Below are 18,384 nucleotides of genomic sequence, written 5' to 3' on the forward strand. Positions count from 1 at the left end.
CGACCTATCCTGCGGAATCGGCGTGGGAAACGCCGCATCGGCTGCGGCGGACAGGGCGGTATCCGGGGTGTCGCCAGATCGAGGCGATGACCCCAAGGAAGACTCCCACATGACCGCCAAGTTCCTCGCCGCCGTCGCGGCCGGACTCGCCCTCGCCGCCGCCGTCACCCCGGCGTCCGCGGCCGAAAAGACCGTCCAGGTCGGGGGCGCGCCCATGTACCCCTCCAGGACCATCGTGCAGAACGCGGTGAACTCGAAGGACCACACCACCCTGGTCGCCGCGGTGAAGGCGGCGGACCTCGTGCCGACGCTCTCCAGCCCCGGGCCCTTCACCGTCTTCGCCCCGACCAACGCGGCGTTCGGCAAGCTGCCGCCGGGCACGGTGGACACGCTGGTCAGGCCCGAGAACAAGGGCGCCCTGACCAAGGTCCTGACCTACCATGTGGTCCCCGGCCGGCTCTCGGCCAGCGACCTGTCGGCCAGGGTGAAGGCGGGCGGCGGCAAGGCCGTCCTGAAGACCGCCCAGGGCGAGGCCCTGTCCGTGACGTCGAGGAACGGGGCGCTCTGGATCACGGACGCTAAGGGCGGCATGAGCCGCGTCACGATCGCCAACGTGTTCCAGTCCAACGGCGTCATCCACGTCGTCGACACCGTCCTGATGCCGTGAGGCCCTGGGGCCGGGGTGGGAGCCGGCCCCTTCGCCCGAACGCGAACGAGGCAGCGCATGTGCGATCGGACATTCCTGTACTGCCCGCGACGTCTGGTGGGCCTCTGCTCGCCGGACGGTTGCGACCCCGGACAACCGGCCGCGCCGGCGCGGCGTGCTCACGCCAGCGAGCGGACCCACCCCGGCAGCTCCGAGATGGCGGCGAGCTCGGTGAACCGCGGGTGGCCCTCCGGCGCGTCGGCCACCTCGTGCGCCCAGGTGATCGGGTAGGGGATGTAGGCGCCCCAGCCGCCGGCCTCGAGCGCCGGCAGGATGTCCGATCGCAGCGAATTGCCGGCCATCACCGCCTCGGCCGCCCCTGTGCCATAGCGATCGAAGACGCGCGCATAGGTCTGGGCGTCCTTCTCGCTGACGATCTCGACGGCCGCGAACAGGTCGCCGAGCCCGGAGGCGGCCAGCTTCTGCTCCTGGTGAAGAAGGTCGCCCTTGGTGATCAGGATCAGGCGGTAGCCGGCCTCGGAGAGTTCGGCCAGGGCGTGGTCCACGCCGGGCAGGGGCTCGACCGGCTCGGACAGCATCTCGCGCCCCGCGGCCAGGATGTCGGCGATGAGACGTCCCGGCGGGTCGCCGCCGGTCAATTCCATCGCGGTCTCGATCATCGAGAGCGTGAAGCCCTTCACGCCGTAGCCGTAGAGCCTGAGGTTCCGCTTCTCCACCTCGGCCAGCTTGGCGGTCGTGACCTCATGGCTGGCGAAGCCGGACAGCATCTCGCGCAGCCGGTCCTGGCTGAGCCGGAAGATCGTCTCGTTGTGCCAAAGGGTGTCGTCGGCATCGAGGCCGATCGTGGTGATGCGCATGCGCGCTCATAAGGCGCAGACCGGAGGTTGCGCAATCGCCGGGCGCCGGCTGCGCGGGCCGCGGGCGCCGAACCGCTTTCGCCGCCGCAACCCCCGATTGACGCACGCGGTTAAGGGTCGGCGGACATCCTGGACCTGCTGGAACAGGGGGAGGCGAGGCATGGCGGGAAGCGGGCTCTGGGCGCGGGTCGCCCGGCTGTTCGGCGGCCGGGCGCTTGCGGAGGCCCGCGACCAGGCCGCCCGGGCGGAGGCCCGCCTGCGGGACGCCATCGAGGCCATCCCCGAAGGCGTGGTCTTCCTCGACGCGGAGGGCCGCTACGTCCTCTGGAACGCGCGCTACGCCGAGATCTACCACCGCTCGGCCGACCTGTTCCGGCCCGGGACCCGGCTGGTGGACACGCTGCGCGAGGGCGTGCGCCGCGGCGATTACCCGGACGCCATCGGACGCGAGGAGGCATGGCTGGCGTCGCGCCTCGCGAAGCTCGCCGCGGCTACCGGCGAACGCCACGAGCAGCAGGTCGCCGACGGGCGCTGGCTGATGATCGAGGAGCGGCGGACGTCCGACGGCGGCGTCATCGGCCTGCGCGTGGACATCACCGAGATGAAGCGGCAGGCGGCGCTGCTGGAGCACGCCCTCGCCCACGCCGAAGCCGCGCACCGGGCCAAGGCCGAGTTCCTGGCCGACATGAGCCACGAGTTGCGCACGCCGCTGAACGGCGTGCTCGGCCTGGCCCAGGCGCTGGACGCCATGGAGCTGGGCCCCGGGCAGCGCGCGCTGGTCTCGGAAATCCGCACGGCCGCGCGGCAGCTGGATCGGCTGGTCACGGGGCTCCTCGACTACGGGGACGCCGACCTCGCCGGCGACGAGCACGCGGTGCATGCCGCCCCGGACCAGCCGCTGCGGGTGCTGGCGGCCGACGACAATCCCACGAACCGCAAGGTGATCGCGCTGATGCTGGAGGCGACCGGGGCCCGGGTGGTGACGGTGGAGAACGGCTACGAGGCGGTGGAGGCGTGGCGGGTCGGCGCCTTCGACGTGGTCCTGATGGACCTGCGCATGCCCGTCCTCGACGGCCTGGCGGCCATCCGCATGATCCGCGCCGAGGAACAGGCGGGCGGCCGGCCGCGGACGCCGATGATCGTGCTTTCGGCCAACACGTCGGTCGAGGACCGGGCGGCCAGCTCGGCCGCCGGGGCGGACGGGCATATCGCCAAGCCGATCCGGACCGAGGCGCTGTTCGCGGCGCTCGAGGCGTCCCTGGCCGCGCGGGCGGCCTGAGTCCGCTCCGGCCGCCCGCCAAGTCCGTACTCATACCCGGTCATCCCGGCGAAGGCCGGGATCCAGATGGGATGGCTCAGACGTGGGTTCCGCAGGTGCGGAGCCCCTCCAACCACGGTCTCGCACCTGGGCCTGGGTCCCGGCCTTCGCCGGGACGGTCGGAAGTTGTTGGAAACCGGGTCTGACCCTAGGCGGCGCAGGCCTTGTGGGGCTTCAGGACGCGTTCCGTCGAGGCGGGGAAGCGGGCCAGGGCGGCGGCCGGCCGGATCGGGCGGCGCACGAGCTCGCCGCCGCAGTTGGGACAACGTCCTTCCAGCCGATGGTCGGCGCACTCGGCGCAGAAGGTGCATTCGAAGCTGCAGATGCGCGCGTCGGGGCTGGCGGGCGGCAGATCCCGGTCGCAGCACTCGCAGTTGGGGCGAAGGGCAAGCATGGCCATGAGGATCGTCCGGCGCCCGCCGGGGCGAAAGGACAGGCTTGCCTCCTTTCCCGCCAGCTACTCGCCGAAGCCCTCGCCGAGCTCCCGGACCGGGTCGAGGCGCAGGAGGCGCGAGTCCGCCACGCCCGCCGTCCGATGCTTCACGAACTCGCGGTACTCCGGATCGCGGACCATGGCGATGAAGGCGTCGGCCGAGGGGTATTCGGCGATGAAGGCGATGTCCCACGCCTCGGAGGTAGGCCCGGTCACCATCACCTGCGGCCTGCCCGCCCACACCTGGCGTCCGCCGAGGCGCGAGAAGATGTGCGCCGTCGTCCGGCCATAGGCGCGGTAGGCGTCGAGGCCCGTGAGGTCCTTGCCGTGGTCGGGATGGTCCGGCGGGTACTCGGCCTTCGGCTTCAGCCGGACGAGGTTCAGCATGTGGATCGGCTGATCGCGGGGCAGGCCCTTGAAGATGTCCCAGGCCTCCCGGCCGGGATCGATGTAGCTTTCCGCCATGACGTCCTCGATCGGCTCACGGCCCCGCGGGCCGAAGCCTCGCCGTAGCATGCGGGAACGCGGTCGTCTGCGGGGCGGGTCGCTCGGCAGGCGCGCTGGGCAGGGTGAAGTAGAAGGCCGCGCCGCCGCCGGACGCGCGCTCGCACCACAGCCGGCCGCCATGCGCCTCGACGATCGCCCGCGAGATCGAGAGGCCGAGACCCATCCCCTGCGGCTTGTCGGTCACGAAGGGCTCGAACAGCCGATCGGCCAGGCTCGAGGCGATGCCCGGTCCCGAGTCGATCACGTGGACGCGGACCATGTCGGAGCCGTCCGCCGTCGCGCCGACGCGCAGCTCGCGCCAGGGCGATGCGGCCATCGCCTCCAGCGCATTGCGCACGAGGTTGACGATGACCTGCTGCAGCTGGACCCGGTCGGCCAGGACCTCGGGCGCCCGCTGCCGGAAGTCGTAGTGCAGCACCACCGATTCGCGGGCGATGTCGGCCATGGCGAGGTCGATCGCCTCGGCCACCAGTTCATGCAGGGGCCAGGCCGCCGTCGCCACCTCGCCGCGATGCGCGCCGTCGCGGACGCGGTTGACGATCTCGGCGGCGCGCGCCGCCTGGTCGCCCAGCTTGCGAAGGAGGTCGGCCATCTCCGGGTCGCCCCGCGCGGCCAGCCGGTGCGCGGCGGCGGCGTAGCTGGTGATCGCGGCCAGCGGCTGGTTGAGTTCGTGAGCCAGGGTGACGGCCAGCTCGCCCATGGCGTTCAGCCGGGCCGCCTGGGTGAACTGGAACTGGGTTTCGGCGCGGCGCTGCGCCCAGCGCTCCGCGAGCGAGCCTTGCCGATCCTCGGATGTCGCCATCAGACGCGAGAATCCCGCGACGCGCCGCGCGAACGCGGCGATCGGACCTTGGGCGGACTCCGCGGCCCAACCCGCGGTGCTCGACCGTGCACGCTTCACGTTACTTCTGCCCCCTAGAGCAGGTTCAGCCTACAATTCCAGATAGAATTTACAATAGAATTCCTACCAGGGCGGGCGGTCACGGCGCCGCGCATTGACCCCGCCCCGGCGACTGACTAGGTACCCCGCCGTTTGCCCACAAGGAGCCGCCGATGAGCCGTGACCTCTTGCCTGGCGTCACCGGCGTTCTTGCGCTGGCCGACGGGACCGTGCTGCAGGGCCTCGGCGTCGGCGCGGTCGGCGAAGCCGTGGGCGAGGTCTGCTTCAATACCGCCATGACGGGCTATCAGGAGATCCTGACCGACCCGTCGTACATGGCGCAGATCGTCGCGTTCACCTTCCCGCACGTGGGCAACGTGGGCACGAACGTCGAGGACATCGAGCAGATGTCGGGCTCGGCCGAGACCGCGGCGCGCGGTGCGATCTTCCGCGACGTCCCCACGCGGCCGGCCAACTGGCGCTCGGACGCCGACCTCGAGACCTGGATGGCGCGGCGCGGGGTCGTGGGCCTCGCCGGCGTGGACACGCGGGCGCTGACGCGCTCGATCCGCGAGAACGGCATGCCGCACGGCGTGATCGCCCACGATCCGGACGGCCGTTTCGATCTGGACGCCCTGATCGCCAAGGCGCGGGCGTGGTCGGGGCTGGAGGGCCTGGACCTGGCCAAGGACGCCTCGTGCCTGCAGCCCTTCGTCTACGAAGAGGGCCTGTGGGACTGGGAGGGCGGCTACGCGAAGGCCCCGGCCTCGCCGAAGTACGAGGTCGTGGTGATCGACTACGGCGTGAAGCGCAACATCCTGCGGGCCCTCAACTCGGTGGGCGCACGGGTCACCGTGGTGCCGGCCAAGACCACGGCCGAGGAGATCCTGGCGCGCAATCCCGACGGGGTCCTGCTCTCGAACGGCCCCGGCGACCCGGCGGCGACCGGCGAGTACGCGGTCCCCGAGATCCGCAAGCTGGTGGAGAGCGGCAAGCCGGTCTTCGGCATCTGCCTGGGCCACCAGATGCTGGCCCGCGCGCTGGGCGCGAAGACCGTGAAGATGGACCAGGGCCACCACGGGGCGAACCATCCGGTGAAGGACCTGACCACCGGCAAGGTCGAGATCGTCTCGATGAACCACGGCTTCACGGTCGACCGCGACAGCCTGCCCGAGCCGGTGGTGGAGACGCACGTCTCGCTCTTCGACGGGACGAACGCGGGCATCGCGCTGAGGGACAAGCCGGTCTTCTCGATCCAGCACCACCCCGAAGCCTCGCCCGGCCCCACTGACAGCCTCTACCTCTTCGAACGCTTCGCCGGCCTGATGGACAAGGCGAAGTAGGGCGACATCGTCGGCCGCGAAGCGGCAAGTGTTGTCCACGGAAGCACACGGAAACACACGGACTGGGTGTTTCCGTGGAGGGCTCCGGGCTCCATTCGATATCTGGGGCTTCAACAGCTTCCGACCGTCCCGGCGAATGCCGGGACCCAGATCCACGCGCGGCGTCCTGATGGGAGGGGCTCCGAGCCTGCGGAACGCGCGTCCGAGAAATCCCATCTGGATCCCGGCCTTCGCCGGGATGACCGGTGTTGAGTGCGGACCCAGCGGAGTTTGTCCGACCACAACCGAGGGATCGAAGCAGACGCGAACATATCTGCGATGTCACACGCAGGCTTCCTGAGCCGTCCTTGCCGTGAACAGGACGGAGATGAGCCTTGCGGTTGTGGGAGCGGGGTTTGGCGGCGTTGACGGCGCTGCTGTTTGCGGCGAACGGGGCGGCGATGCTGGTTGCGCCGCTGGGGTGGTACGACGCCGTGCCGGGCGTGCCGGCCACCGGGCCGTTCAACGCGCACTTCGTCCGTGACATCGGCTGCGTCTACCTGGTCTGCGCGCTGGGCGCCGGCTGGTACGCCTGGCGGCCGGCCCAGGGCTGGCCGGCGCTGGCGGCCGCAGCGGCCTGGCTGGCCGCGCACGCCGCCGTCCACGTCTACGACGCCTCGTGCGGGAGCACGCCGCTGGCCGACCTGCGGCGCGACCTCGTGGGCGTCTACCTCTTCGCGGCCATTCCGCTGGCCCTCGCGATCCTCGGCAGACCCAAAGGAGCCTCCGCATGCTGAAGGCGATCTTCACCCGCGTCATCGACCGCTTCGAACGGCGCTGGCGCTACGACGCGAGCTACATGCGCCACATCCTGCGCGGCTCGCCTGCGAGCTTCGCCCGGTTCAGCGTGATCCCGTTCGTCGTGGATCGCAGGGCCGCGCCGGCGGAAGCCCTGGCGGCCGCGGGCATCGTCGGGACCATCGCGGAGGATTGCGGGCCCTGCACCCAGATCTCGGTGGACATGGCGGCGGCGGGCGGGGCCCGGCCCGAGGTGCTCCGCGCGATCCTGGCCGGGGACGAGGCGGCCATGGGCGACGACGCCCGGCTGGCCTGGCGGTTCGCGCGGGCGAGCCTGGCCCGCGACCTGGACGCCGTCGATCCGCTCCGCGAGGAGGTGGTGCGCCGCTGGGGCGACCGGGGCCTCGTGGCGCTGAGCCTCTCGCTCATGACCGCGCGGATGTATCCGACGGTGAAGTACGCGCTGGGCTACGGCCGGACGTGCTCGAAGGTGACGGTGGCGGGCCGCGAGACAGCCGTCGCGCCCGTCGCGCTGGCGGCATAGGGTCGGGCATGGAAGCGACGCTCGCCAGCGCGTTCGAGGCGAACCGGGACCGGCTGAAGCGGCTGGCCTACCGGATGCTGGGCTCGGTCACCGAGGCCGAGGACGCCGTTCAGGACGCCTGGCTGCGCTGGGCGCGGGCCGGCGAGGGCGTGACCGACCCTGCGGCCTGGCTGGTGCGCGCCACGACCCGCCTCTGCATCGACCGCCTGCGGGCGGCCAAGGCGGAGCGCGCCGCCTACAAGGGCCCCTGGCTGCCCGAACCCCTGATCGAGCCGCTCACCGACGATCCGGTCGAGAAGGCCGAAGAGGTTTCGATCGCCTTCCTGCTGGCCCTGGAGCGGCTGTCGCCGCTGGAGCGGGCGGTCTTCCTGCTGCACGACGTGTTCGAGCAGGACTACGGCGAAGTGGCGCAGACGCTCGGACGCTCGGAGTCGGCCGTCCGGCAACTTGCGAGCCGGGCGCGCGAGCACGTGCAGGACGCGCGGCCGCGCTTCTCCGTCGACCGGGAGCGCGCGCTGAAGCTCGCCGCCGCCTTCGGGGCCGCAGCCGCGACCGCCGACGTGCGCGCGCTGCGCGAGCTGCTGGCCGAGGACGCCATCCTGGTCAGCGACGGCGGGGGCAAGCGCACGGCGGCGCTCCGGGTGCTGGTCGGCCGCGACGACGTCATCGGGCTCATCCAGGGCATCGTCTGGCGCCATGGCGACCTGGGCGTTCGCCGCGTCGAGCCGGTGCGCATCAACGGGCTGCCGGGCCTGCTGATCGAGGTCTCGGACGGCCCCGAGACGTTCGCGCTGGAGCCCAGCGACGACGGTCGGATCGCCGCCGTCTACATCATGCGAAACCCCGAGAAGCTGCGCCACCTGGACGGCGCCGCGCCGCCTGTTTCCTAGGCGCCCTGCGCGCGGGAGGCGCCTCCGGGCCACGCGTTCGCGCGAAACGCACACGCGGCCGCCCCGCCGCCCTTGCGATCTGAACACTGTTCACTATGTGCCAGCCGTTCCGGGAAGCGTGGCCGTGAGACCGCGCGTCGGAACGAGGAACATCAGGAACTGGGTCGACCCTTGAGCCCGTCTGAGGAACGACCGTCATGCGCACTGTTGCACTCGCCTTCGCCGCCGCCGCGCTTCTGGCCACGCCCGCCGCTGCGGAAACCGCCAAGCTGAACGTGGCCGGCAAGACCCCCGAACAGGTCGCCAAGGCCGTCTGGGACGCCGCCCAGAAGACCTGCCGCGACCGCGAGGTCATGATCACGATGATCGAAGCCCACCGCGCCTGCGTGGTCTCGACCTACCGCACCACGCTCGCCAACTCGGGCAACGCCCAGCTCGCGGCGCTCGCGGACACCCTGCCGTCGTCCTAATCCGTCACCCTGGCGGAAACCGCGCCGGGCGTCTCGACGCCGCTCGTCCCACGGGCAGGTGGAGCGAACCTCCATCCGCCCGTGCGGCGGTCGGTAGATGACCGCCGAACTCACGGAAAACGCAGAAGGGTGGCCTCTAGAGAAGCTTGGTGGACGGCCTCACTGTCCCGAGAGCTTATCGCGCTGCAGAACAATACAGGAACGAAATTCCGCGTCTTCCGCGTTTTCCGCGGTTATGATGGCCGGAGTTCACGATCCACAGGCGATTGGATGTGATGCACAGCCTTCGCCATGGGCGATGTGTTAGCTGAAGGCGATGGTCGGGCGGTTCGACGAGCGGTTCCTGGAGGAGATCAAGTCGCGGCTGCGGCCCAGCGACGTGATCGGCCGCACCGTCAAGCTGCGCAAGCAGGGGCGCGAGTACGTCGGCCTCTCGCCCTTCAACAAGGAGAAGACCCCGTCGTTCTACGTGAACGACGACAAGGGGATGTTCTTCGATTTCTCGTCCGGCAAGACCGGCGACCTCATCACCTTCCTGCAGGAGACCGAGCGCCTCAGCTTCTCCGAGGCGGTCGAGCGGCTGGCCGGCGAGGCCGGCGTGCCGCTGCCGGCGCTGGACCCGCGGGGCGCCGAGCAGGAGAGGGCGCGGCAGGGGCTCGCCGACTGGCTGGAACTGGCGGCGCAGTGGTTCGAGGCCGAGCTGCGGCGGCCCGGCGGGCGCGAGGCGCGCGCCTACCTGGAAGGCCGCGGCCTGCCGGAGGCCGAGTGGAGCCGCTTCCGCCTGGGGTTCTCGCCGTCGGGCCGCACCGCGCTCAAGGACTACCTCGTGGCCAAGGGCGCGCGGCCGGGCGAGCTGGTCGAGGCGGGCCTGCTGGTCGCGCCGGAGGACGGCGGCCAGCCCTACGACCGCTTCCGCGACCGCATCATCTTCCCGATCCTCGACGTCAGGGGCCGGGTCGTCTCGTTCGGCGGCCGGGCGATGGATCCGCAGGCGCGCGCCAAGTACCTGAACGGCCCAGAGACGGTGGTCTTCCACAAGGGCCACCAGCTCTACGGCCTCTCCGAGGCGCGCAAGATCCTGGCGGCGGCCAAGGCCGATGAGGCGCCGCCGCTGGTGGTGGTCGAAGGCTACATGGACGTGATCGCCTGCCAGCGGGCGGGGATCGCCGGCGTCGCGGCCATGGGCACGGCGCTGGGCGAGGACCAGATGGAGGTCCTGTGGCGGCACCATCCCGAGCCCACCATCTGCCTCGACGGCGACCGCGCGGGCCGCGCGGCCGCGGGGCGGGTGATCGATCGGGCGCTGCCGCTGCTGAAGCCCGGCAAGAGCCTCCGGTTCGCGATCGTCGAGGGCGGCAAGGACCCGGACGACGTGCTGCGCGAACAGGGGCCGGCCGCGTTGCGCGCGCAGCTCGCCAGGACCACGCCCTTCGCCGAGGCGCTGTTCGTCCGGGAGCGCGACGCGGAGGACCTGGACACGCCCGAGCGGCGGACCGCGCTGAAGGTGCGGCTGCGCAAGCTGGCGGCGACCATCGCCGACCCGGACCTGGCGGCGGCGTACAAGGAGGACCTGCTGGCGCGCTTCGAGGCGCTCTGGCCCACGCGGAACCCGGTCTACACGGTGGGCGCCGCGGGGCGGGAACTGTCGCGCGCGCGCTGGGACCGGCGCAAGGCGGTGCTGGCCGGCGCCACGGCCGAGACCAAGGACGCCACCGAACGCCTGCGGCGCGCCCCGAGGGCCCTGCCCGCCGCGCTGGCCCAGGCGGCGCTGCGCGACCCTTCGGTGATCGACGACGCCATCGAGCTGGTCGGCCGCCACGGCTTCGGCGACGAGAAGCTCGACCAGCTGGCGCACGAGCTCGTCCGCCTGCGCTACGAGACCGACCACCTGGAGCTGGAGGCGCTGCAGCGGCGGCTGCTGGCCAGCGGGATCGCGCCGGAAGACCTCGCCCGCGTCGAACGCGAGTCGCAGCGGGCCGGGGTGGCGGCTCCGTTCCTGAAGGAGAGCGGCGCGCGCGCCCGCCAGCTCTGGCGGCAGGCGTTCGACCTCCTGATGCAGCTGGAGAGCCTGGAGCGGGCCGTCGAGGCCGCGGCCCGCGACCTCGACCGCGACCGCGACGCGACCACCCTGATGAGCCTGAAGGCCGAGCGCGACCACCTCCGCCGCCTGATCAACAGCGACTGGGCCAACGGCGACGAAGCCGCGACGCCCGTGCTGCCGCACTGACCGGCGCGCGGCGGGCCTAGCGCCTAGGGCTGGCCGCCGGAAAGCCCCAGCAGATTGGCGAACTCGCGCCGCGTGCGCGGTCCGTAGGTAGCGAACGAGGGGTTCGGCCGCTCGGCGTAGTCGGCCTTCTCCCGAGCGACGGCGTCGCCTGCCGTGTACTTGCGCAGCTCGGCCGGATCGAGGCCGTAGGGCTTCACGGCGTTGAGCCCGAACACCTTGCGGCGCAGCTCGGGCGTCATCTTGGGATAGCCGTGGCGGGCCTGGAGTTCGTCGGAGATCTGGAAGGTCCGGAACGCCTGGATCTGGTCCTGCGGCGAGCCGTACCAGATGGAGTCGGTGCCCCAGAGCACGTTGTCCTGGCCGACGGCCTTGAACAGCTTCCCCAGCACATGGGCGGCGGTCGTCGGGTCCCGCATGGCCACGAAGCGCCAGGTCGAGCCCAGCTCGGCGTAGACGTTGCTGTTGGGGGCGACGCCGGCCTCGGCCAGCGAGGTCACGAGGGCGTCGACGCCGTCCGTCTTGGCCGGGTCATAGGGCCCCTCGGCCTGCCCGGCGACGTAGCCCGAGTGGTAGATCAGGAAGTTCATGTCGGGGAAGCGCTTCGCGATCGGCCCGATGTCGCGGCACGTCGAGTGCTCGTAGCTGCGTGGCCCGAAGGGCAGGCCCTTGTGGATGCAGATGTTTCGCACCCCGAGCTTGCGGGCGCGCTCGACGAAGGCGACGCCGACGTCGTCCGTCATCCAGAACCCGGCGCCGGAGGGGCCCCACTGGGTGTAGGTCTTGAAGGCGCTGACGCCGAAGCCCTTCAGACGCTCCATGTCCTCCAGGTCGCCCTTCTGGTTGGGATTGACCCGGCCATGCAGCATCAGGCGCTTGGAGCCCTGCATCCGCTCGACGATGGCGCGGGTGGCGACGGCCTCTTCGATGGTGAGCGGCTCGCCCTCGCGGGTCGAAGGCACGAACGACAGCACCATGATGTCCGTGTCGGAATCGAGGAACACGTCCTTGATGAACTCCTCGGCGCCCAGCCGCTGCAGGTAGCTGCGGTCGCCCGGGGGCGTGTTCAGCGCCCGGGCCTTCGGCATCTCGGCCAGGGGGCGCGCGTTCGGCGGCAGCGTCTTCAGCCACGCGCCGGTGGGGTTCACGAAGTGGCCCTGGACATCGAAGATGAACTCCGACTTGCCCAGCTGGGCCTTCGCGACGTCGGGCTCGAGCGCCGCGGCGTCCGCCAGCTCGAAGTAGCCGCCGGTGCGTCCCGCCTCGGCGTGGGCGGCGTTGAAGGCCAGCAGCGTCGAGGCCGCGCCGCAGGAGGAGGTGAGGAACCGGCGGCGCGCGACGCCGAGCCGGCGCGCATTCCGCTCGGCCATCTCGCGCGCCACGTGGTTCGCCTTGCGCAGGCTGGCGTCGAGCGGGATGGGCGCGAACTCGCCGTTGGACGTGGAGTCCAGCTTGATCGGGAGCCGCAGCCCGTGAGGATCGAGGTCTTCAGCCATCGCCAGTCTCCTTGCGTGGACTGACAGTGGCGCGCCCGGACCGGTGGGACAATGCGCCTCATCCCCGTCGGCGCGCCTTGACAGAACCGGGCGGCCGCGCCATCTGCGGCAATGCGGATTTAGCGCGCTACGACAGACATCGATGGGCCGCTGCGGCATTCGGGCGCGCCCCCTTCGCGGATGTGATGTCTCCCTCGCGGTGCGGAAATCCCGGTGGTCGCGCCGTACTATCGGCCGGCGCGCATGCTGGACGTCGCGAAGGGGAACCTCCGCGGCCGCGTTCTTGCATGGCGCGTCGTGTTCGTTGCGGACGCGTATCCACCGGCGCACTCGATCAGAACGGGAACATTAGGGCGGACCACGGGTCGTATTGTCGCGACCTCTCGATCGTGGGCCGCCGGGCACCATCTTCGGCCCGCTCCGCGCCCTTCCAAGGGGCAGGGGGCGGCAGCCGAGTTCGGAGAAATAGATGAGCGCAAACACGGCCGAGACCGAAGCCCCGGAAACCACGGCTGGCGACGGTCCGCTGCTCGACCTCACGGACGCCGCGGTCAAGAAGTTCATCAAGCAGGCCAAGACGCGCGGCTACGTCACGATGGACGAGCTGAACAAGGTCCTGCCCTCGGAGGAAGTCACCTCCGAGCAGATCGAAGACACCCTCGCCATGCTGAGCGAGATGGGCGTCAACGTGGTCGAGTCCGAGGACGACGCCGAGGGCGGCGAGGTCGTGGTCCGCGAGGAGTCCGCGGTCGTCGAGACGACCAAGGAGCCCGCCTACGACCGCACCGACGATCCGGTCCGGATGTACCTGCGCGAGATGGGCTCGGTGGAGCTGCTCAGCCGCGAGGGCGAGATCGCCATCGCCAAGCGCATCGAGGCCGGCCGCGACACCATGATCCGCGGGCTCTGCGAGAGCGCGCTGACCTTCGAGGCCATCATGGTGTGGCGCGAGGAGCTCGAGGGCGGCCGGATCCTGCTCCGCGAGGTCATCGACCTCGAGCAGACGTACGGCGGCCAGAACGCCGCCGCCGGCGAGATCCCCGCCGCGGCGGAAGAGGCCGAGGAGGCCGAGCCCGAAGGCGAGGAGAAGCCCGAGGGCGAAGGCGAAGGCGACGACGACTTCGACGACGGCGCGGGGCCCACCATCAGCGCCATGGAAGCCGAGCTGCGCGAAGGCGTTATGGCCACGCTCGACGCCATCGCCGCCGAGTTCGAGGCCTTCCGCCTGCTCCAGGAGAAGCTGGTCGCCCACAAGCTGAAGGGCGAGGACCTGAGCGCGAAGGACCGCCAGGCCTACCAGGTGGCGACCGGCGCGATCGTTCAGCACCTGAAGACCCTGAAGCTCAACAACAACCGCATCGAGGCGCTGGTCGAGCAGCTCTACGCCATCAACAAGCGCCTGATGGTTCTCGAAGGCCGCCTGCTGCGCCTGGCCGACAGCTACGGGATCAGCCGCGGCGAGTTCCTCAAGGCCTACTTCGGCCAGGAGATGCGTCCGGACTGGGCCGACCAGGTGAAGAGCCTCGGCGTCCGCTGGACGAAGTTCTCGGAGAACGACGGCGGCCAGATCGCCGAGATCCGCAACGAGATCGCGGCCCTGGCGCAGGAGACCGGCGTTCCGATCGACGACTACCGCCGGATCGTCCAGACCGTGCAGAAGGGCGAGCGCGAGGCCCGTCAGGCGAAGAAGGAGATGGTCGAGGCCAACCTGCGCCTCGTGATCTCGATCGCCAAGAAGTACACCAACCGCGGCCTGCAGTTCCTGGACCTGATCCAGGAGGGCAACATCGGCCTGATGAAGGCGGTGGACAAGTTCGAGTACCGCCGGGGCTACAAGTTCTCGACCTATGCCACCTGGTGGATCCGGCAGGCGATCACCCGCTCGATCGCCGACCAGGCGCGGACCATCCGCATCCCGGTGCACATGATCGAGACGATCAACAAGATCGTCCGCACCAGCCGCCAGATGCTGCACGAGATCGGCCGCGAGCCGACCCCGGAGGAGCTGGCCGAGAAGCTGGCCATGCCGCTGGAGAAGGTGCGCAAGGTCCTGAAGATCGCCAAGGAGCCGATCAGCCTCGAGACGCCGATCGGCGACGAGGAGGACAGCCACCTGGGCGACTTCATCGAGGACAAGAACGCGGTCCTGCCGATCGACGCGGCCATCCAGTCGAACCTGCGCGAGACCACGACCCGCGTGCTGGCGTCGCTGACGCCGCGCGAGGAGCGCGTCCTGCGCATGCGCTTCGGCATCGGCATGAACACCGACCACACGCTGGAAGAAGTCGGCCAGCAGTTCTCGGTGACCCGCGAGCGGATCCGCCAGATCGAGGCCAAGGCCCTGCGCAAGCTGAAGCACCCGTCCCGGTCGCGGAAGCTGCGCTCGTTCCTCGACAGCTAGACGCATCGACACGATAACCGCCGCGCCGATGAACTGGCGCGGCGGGCGTGTAGTCTCGCCTGGCAATGTCCAGGAGGGATGCATGCACGGCCTGAAGGCGGTCATCCTCGTCGTCGCCTGCCTCGTCGCCCCGGCCGTCGGCCGGGCGCAGAGCTTTGCGGTGACCGGCGTCCGCGTCTTCGACGGCGAGCGGGTGATCCCCCGCGCCACGGTGGTGGTCCAGGACGGGCGCATCTCCGCCGTCGGCCCGGCCGCCAGGGCGCCCGCCGGCGCCCGTGTCGTGGAGGGAGCGGGCCGGACGCTGCTGCCCGGGCTGATCGACGCGCACACGCACACCTTCGGCGCGGCGCGGTCCGACGCGCTGCGGTTCGGCGTCACCACCGAGCTCGACATGTTCACCCATCCGTCAGTCCTGGGGTCCCTGCGCCGTGAGCGGGACGCCGTCGCGCCGACGGCCCAGTCCGACCTCTTCTCCGCCGGCGTGCTCGCGACCGCGCCGGGGGGCCACGGCACGGAGTACGGGTTTCCGATCCCGACACTGACGTCGCCCGCCGAAGCCGATGCGTTCGTGGCGGCGCGGATCGCCGAAGGGTCCGACTACATCAAGGTGGTCTACGCGCCGCGGCTGGGCGCGCGCAGCCTCGACCGGGCCACCATGGCCGCGGTGATCGCGGCGGCCCACGCGCGGGGACGCCTCGCGGTCGTCCACGTGCAGGAGCTGGAGGCGGCCCGCGCCGCCATCGAGGCGGGCGCGGACGGCCTGGCCCACGTGTTCTCCGATGTCCCGGGCGACCCGGCGCTCTACCGGCTGGCCGCCGCGCGGAAGGTCTTCGTCGTGCCGACCCTGACGGTGATGGCCGGCGTCGCGGGCCTGGGGGAGGGCGCCAGGCTCGCCGCCGATCCGCGCTTCGCGTCGACCCTGAGCGCCGAACAGACCGGGATGCTGAAGCAGGCCTTCCGTCCGCAGACCTTCTACAAGTACCCCGTGGCGGCCGAGGCCGTCGCGGGGCTCAGGGCCGCGAAGGTGGACATCCTGGCGGGAACCGACGCCGGAAACCCCGGGACCACGCACGGCGCGTCGCTCCACCAGGAGATGGCGCTGCTGGTGCGGGCAGGCCTCACCCCCACGGAGGCCCTCCGCGCGGCCACCGGCGCGCCGGCGCGGCGCTTCCGGCTCGAGGGGCGGGGGCGCATCGTCCCGGGCGCCCGCGCGGACCTGGTCCTGGTCGACGGCGACCCCACCCGGGACATCGAAGCCACCCGGGCCATCGTCGAGGTCTGGAAGAACGGCCGCACGGTGGAGCGCAGGCCGGCGTCCGCGCAGGCCGCAACGGCCGTCCCGCTGAAGGGCCTCCTGGGCGACTTCCAGGCCGGGCTCGACGGGCCGGGCGGCGTGACCTGGGCGGCCACGAGCGACCGCCTCGCCGGAGGGCAGTCCGACGCCAGGGTCAGCCACGCCGCCGGGGTCCTGAAGGCGGAAGGCGAGATCAAGCCGCCGTTCCCGTTCGCCTGGGGCGGGGCGATGCTGTTCCTGGCCGGCCCCGGGCAGCCGCCGCGCGACATCCGCGGGGCCGCCGCGCTCGTGTTCCGGGTGCGGGGCCAGGGCAGCGGCCCTCAGGGCCGTGCGATGCTGTTCGACACCTCGAGCCCGCAGCCGAAGCAGCAGCCGTTCTCCTTCAGCGCGGACTGGCAGGACGTCCGGATTCCCATCGCGAGATTCGTGGGGCTGAACCCCGCCGCCCTGGTCGGCGTGGTCATCGCCACCGATCCCACGAAGGGGCCCTACGCCTTCGAGATCGACGACGTCCGCCTGGAGTAGCGCGGGGGCGGCGCGGGCCCTAGAAGCGGGGGCGAAGGAGCCTCAATGACCGCCCGCAAGTTCTTCGCCGTCGCCGCCGCGGCGCTTTCGCTTTCCTCCACGGCGTTCGCCCAGTCCCCGCCCGCCGGGGCGTCGTCCGCCGATCGCATCCGCGCCCACGTGGGCTTCCTGGCGTCGGACCTGCTGCAGGGCCGCGAGCCCGGCTCGCCGGGCTATGACGTCGCGGCCGGCTACGTGGCGAGCCAGTTCGCCCAGCTCGGCCTGAAGCCGGGGGGCGAGAACGGCGGCTACTTCCAGACCGTCCCCCTGGTCGCCTTCCGGGCCGCCGAGAAGGGCGTCTACACCGTGCGCGGCAAGGACGGCGTGGCGGTTCCGCTGGCGTTCGGCCCCGACGTGCTGACGGGCCGCAACGCAGGCGCCAGGGATCTCCGCGTCTCTGCGCCCCTGGTCTTCGCGGGCTACGGCGTGGTGGCGCCGGAACGCCGCCGGGACGACTACAAGGGCCTGAACGTGAAGGGGAAGATCGCGGTGGTGCTTTCGGGCGCGCCGGCGTTCTTCCAGACCGAGGAGCGCGCGTTCTACGGCAACGCCCGCACCAAGCGCGAGGCCGCCGCCAAGGCCGGCGCCGTCGGCGTGATCTTCCTCTCGACGCCCAGCGACGAAGCGCGGCGGCCCTTCGCGGAGGGGGCTCGCACCTGGCAGGCGTGGTCCATGACCTGGCGCAAGCCGGATGGGACCGCGTTCGATCCCGCCCCGGCCGCGCCTGGCCTCGGCAACGTCAGCGTCCAGGGCGCGGAGAAGCTGTTCGCCGGGGCGCCCAAGACGTTCGCCGAGGTGATCGCCGCCGCGGACAAGCGGAAGGCCGATCCGCCGCGGTTCGCGCTGGCGACCTCGATGGACGTGACCCTCAGGACCGAGGTCCGCAACGTCCAGAGCAGCAACGTGGCCGGGCTGCTGGAAGGCTCGGACGCCAGGCTGAAGGACGAGGTGATCGTCCTTTCCGCCCACCTCGACCACATCGGCGTGACGCCGCCCGTGGCGGGCGACGAGATCAACAATGGCGCGCTCGACAACGCGGGCGGCATTGCGACCATGCTGGAGGCGGCCCGCGCATTCATCGAGTCGGGACGCCGGCCGCGGCGCTCGGTCCTGTTCCTCGCGGTGACGGCCGAGGAGAAGGGCCTGCTCGGCGCGGAGTACTACGCCCGCAACCCGACGGCCGGCGGGACGATGGTCGCCAACGTCAACCTCGACATGCCGATCCTGACCTACGACTTCGTGGACGTGGTGGCGTTCGGGGCCGAGCGGTCCAGCCTGGGTCCGGCCGTGCGGCGCGCGGCCGAGCGGATGGGCGTGACGCTGTCGCCCGATCCGATGCCCGAGGAAGGGCTGTTCACCCGGTCCGACCACTTCCGCTTCGTGGAGGTGGGCGTGCCCTCGACCTTCCTGATGACCGGGTTCCAGAACGGCGGGGAGGCGCGGTTCCGCGGGTTCCTGCGCGACTGCTACCACAAGCCCTGCGACGACCTCTCGCAGCCGATCGACTACGGCGCCGGCGCCAGGTTCGCGCGGATCAACTACGAGATCGCCCGCGAGCTCGCCGACGCCGACGAGCGGCCGCTCTGGAACAAGGGCGACTTCTTCGCGACGCGCTTCGCGCCGGCGACCTCCATCGCCGACTGAGGCTGCAACGGGCGGCCACGGGTTTGTCTCGCGCGGTCATGGCCGGGTCGGAGGGCGCGCGCCACGATGGCGCGC

16 protein-coding genes are annotated in these 18,384 nt (G+C 71.3%); 11 read left to right on the forward strand and 5 right to left on the reverse strand.

Annotation, left to right across the window (positions count from 1 at the left end):
• Positions 1–109: 109 nt before the first annotated feature.
• Complete coding sequence (locus AC2D8W_RS14630) at positions 110–667, forward strand: fasciclin domain-containing protein (protein WP_484672119.1); 558 nt, start codon at positions 110–112, stop codon at positions 665–667.
• 158 nt (positions 668–825) lie between these two features.
• On the opposite strand, the gene AC2D8W_RS14635 is transcribed toward AC2D8W_RS14630, so the two are convergent.
• On the reverse strand, positions 826–1,524 hold the full coding sequence (locus AC2D8W_RS14635) for an HAD family hydrolase (RefSeq protein WP_293479413.1): 699 nt from the start codon (positions 1,522–1,524) through the stop codon (positions 826–828).
• A 160-nt stretch (positions 1,525–1,684) separates the two neighbouring features.
• Here AC2D8W_RS14635 and AC2D8W_RS14640 point away from each other — a divergent pair, with 160 nt between their 5' ends.
• Positions 1,685–2,803: a response regulator gene (locus AC2D8W_RS14640; RefSeq protein WP_484672120.1), complete on the forward strand. Its 1,119-nt coding sequence runs from the start codon at positions 1,685–1,687 to the stop codon at positions 2,801–2,803.
• A 187-nt stretch (positions 2,804–2,990) separates the two neighbouring features.
• Here AC2D8W_RS14640 and AC2D8W_RS14645 read toward each other — a convergent pair whose 3' ends face one another.
• From AC2D8W_RS14645 to AC2D8W_RS14655, 3 genes are all read right to left on the reverse strand, one after another.
• Positions 2,991–3,236, reverse strand: a complete 246-nt coding sequence (locus tag AC2D8W_RS14645; protein ID WP_484672121.1) for a DUF1272 domain-containing protein — start codon at positions 3,234–3,236, stop codon at positions 2,991–2,993.
• 63 nt (positions 3,237–3,299) lie between these two features.
• Complete coding sequence (locus AC2D8W_RS14650) at positions 3,300–3,740, reverse strand: DUF1330 domain-containing protein (protein WP_484672122.1); 441 nt, start codon at positions 3,738–3,740, stop codon at positions 3,300–3,302.
• A gap of 16 nt (positions 3,741–3,756) precedes the next feature.
• A complete protein-coding gene (locus AC2D8W_RS14655; RefSeq protein ID WP_484672123.1) occupies positions 3,757–4,584 on the reverse strand; it encodes a sensor histidine kinase in 828 nt (275 codons plus the stop codon).
• 251 nt (positions 4,585–4,835) lie between these two features.
• Between AC2D8W_RS14655 and carA the strand changes: the two genes are divergently transcribed.
• The 6 genes from carA (at position 4,836) to dnaG (ending at position 10,913) form a co-directional block, all read left to right on the forward strand.
• Positions 4,836–6,005, forward strand: coding sequence for a glutamine-hydrolyzing carbamoyl-phosphate synthase small subunit (gene carA / locus AC2D8W_RS14660; protein WP_293479404.1), 1,170 nt, complete (start codon positions 4,836–4,838; stop codon positions 6,003–6,005).
• A 395-nt stretch (positions 6,006–6,400) separates the two neighbouring features.
• Positions 6,401–6,781 carry a hypothetical protein gene (locus tag AC2D8W_RS14665; RefSeq protein WP_484672124.1) on the forward strand — a complete coding sequence of 127 codons (381 nt, stop codon included), beginning with the start codon at positions 6,401–6,403 and terminating at the stop codon, positions 6,779–6,781.
• A complete protein-coding gene (locus tag AC2D8W_RS14670; RefSeq protein WP_293479400.1) occupies positions 6,775–7,326 on the forward strand; it encodes a hypothetical protein in 552 nt (183 codons plus the stop codon). Before AC2D8W_RS14665 ends, AC2D8W_RS14670 begins: the two co-directional genes overlap by 7 nt.
• An 8-nt stretch (positions 7,327–7,334) precedes the next feature.
• Positions 7,335–8,216, forward strand: a complete 882-nt coding sequence (gene sigJ, locus AC2D8W_RS14675; RefSeq protein ID WP_484672125.1) for an RNA polymerase sigma factor SigJ — start codon at positions 7,335–7,337, stop codon at positions 8,214–8,216.
• A 197-nt stretch (positions 8,217–8,413) separates the two neighbouring features.
• A complete protein-coding gene (locus AC2D8W_RS14680; RefSeq protein ID WP_484672126.1) occupies positions 8,414–8,686 on the forward strand; it encodes a hypothetical protein in 273 nt (90 codons plus the stop codon).
• A 316-nt stretch (positions 8,687–9,002) separates the two neighbouring features.
• Entirely contained in the window at positions 9,003–10,913 is a 1,911-nt protein-coding gene (gene dnaG / locus AC2D8W_RS14685) for a DNA primase (RefSeq protein ID WP_484672127.1), read from the forward strand.
• A 23-nt stretch (positions 10,914–10,936) separates the two neighbouring features.
• On the opposite strand, the gene AC2D8W_RS14690 is transcribed toward dnaG, so the two are convergent.
• Complete coding sequence (locus AC2D8W_RS14690; protein WP_484672128.1) at positions 10,937–12,406, reverse strand: amidohydrolase family protein; 1,470 nt, start codon at positions 12,404–12,406, stop codon at positions 10,937–10,939.
• Between the two features lie 469 nt (positions 12,407–12,875).
• Here AC2D8W_RS14690 and rpoD point away from each other — a divergent pair, with 469 nt between their 5' ends.
• From rpoD to AC2D8W_RS14705, 3 genes are all read left to right on the forward strand, one after another.
• Positions 12,876–14,807, forward strand: coding sequence for an RNA polymerase sigma factor RpoD (gene rpoD, locus AC2D8W_RS14695; RefSeq protein ID WP_293479390.1), 1,932 nt, complete (start codon positions 12,876–12,878; stop codon positions 14,805–14,807).
• 82 nt (positions 14,808–14,889) lie between these two features.
• Positions 14,890–16,626: an amidohydrolase family protein gene (locus AC2D8W_RS14700; protein ID WP_484672129.1), complete on the forward strand. Its 1,737-nt coding sequence runs from the start codon at positions 14,890–14,892 to the stop codon at positions 16,624–16,626.
• Between the two features lie 45 nt (positions 16,627–16,671).
• Positions 16,672–18,309: a M28 family metallopeptidase gene (locus AC2D8W_RS14705; RefSeq protein ID WP_484672130.1), complete on the forward strand. Its 1,638-nt coding sequence runs from the start codon at positions 16,672–16,674 to the stop codon at positions 18,307–18,309.
• Positions 18,310–18,384 lie beyond the last annotated feature (75 nt).

It is taken from the genome of Phenylobacterium sp. T106 (genome assembly GCF_057219735.1).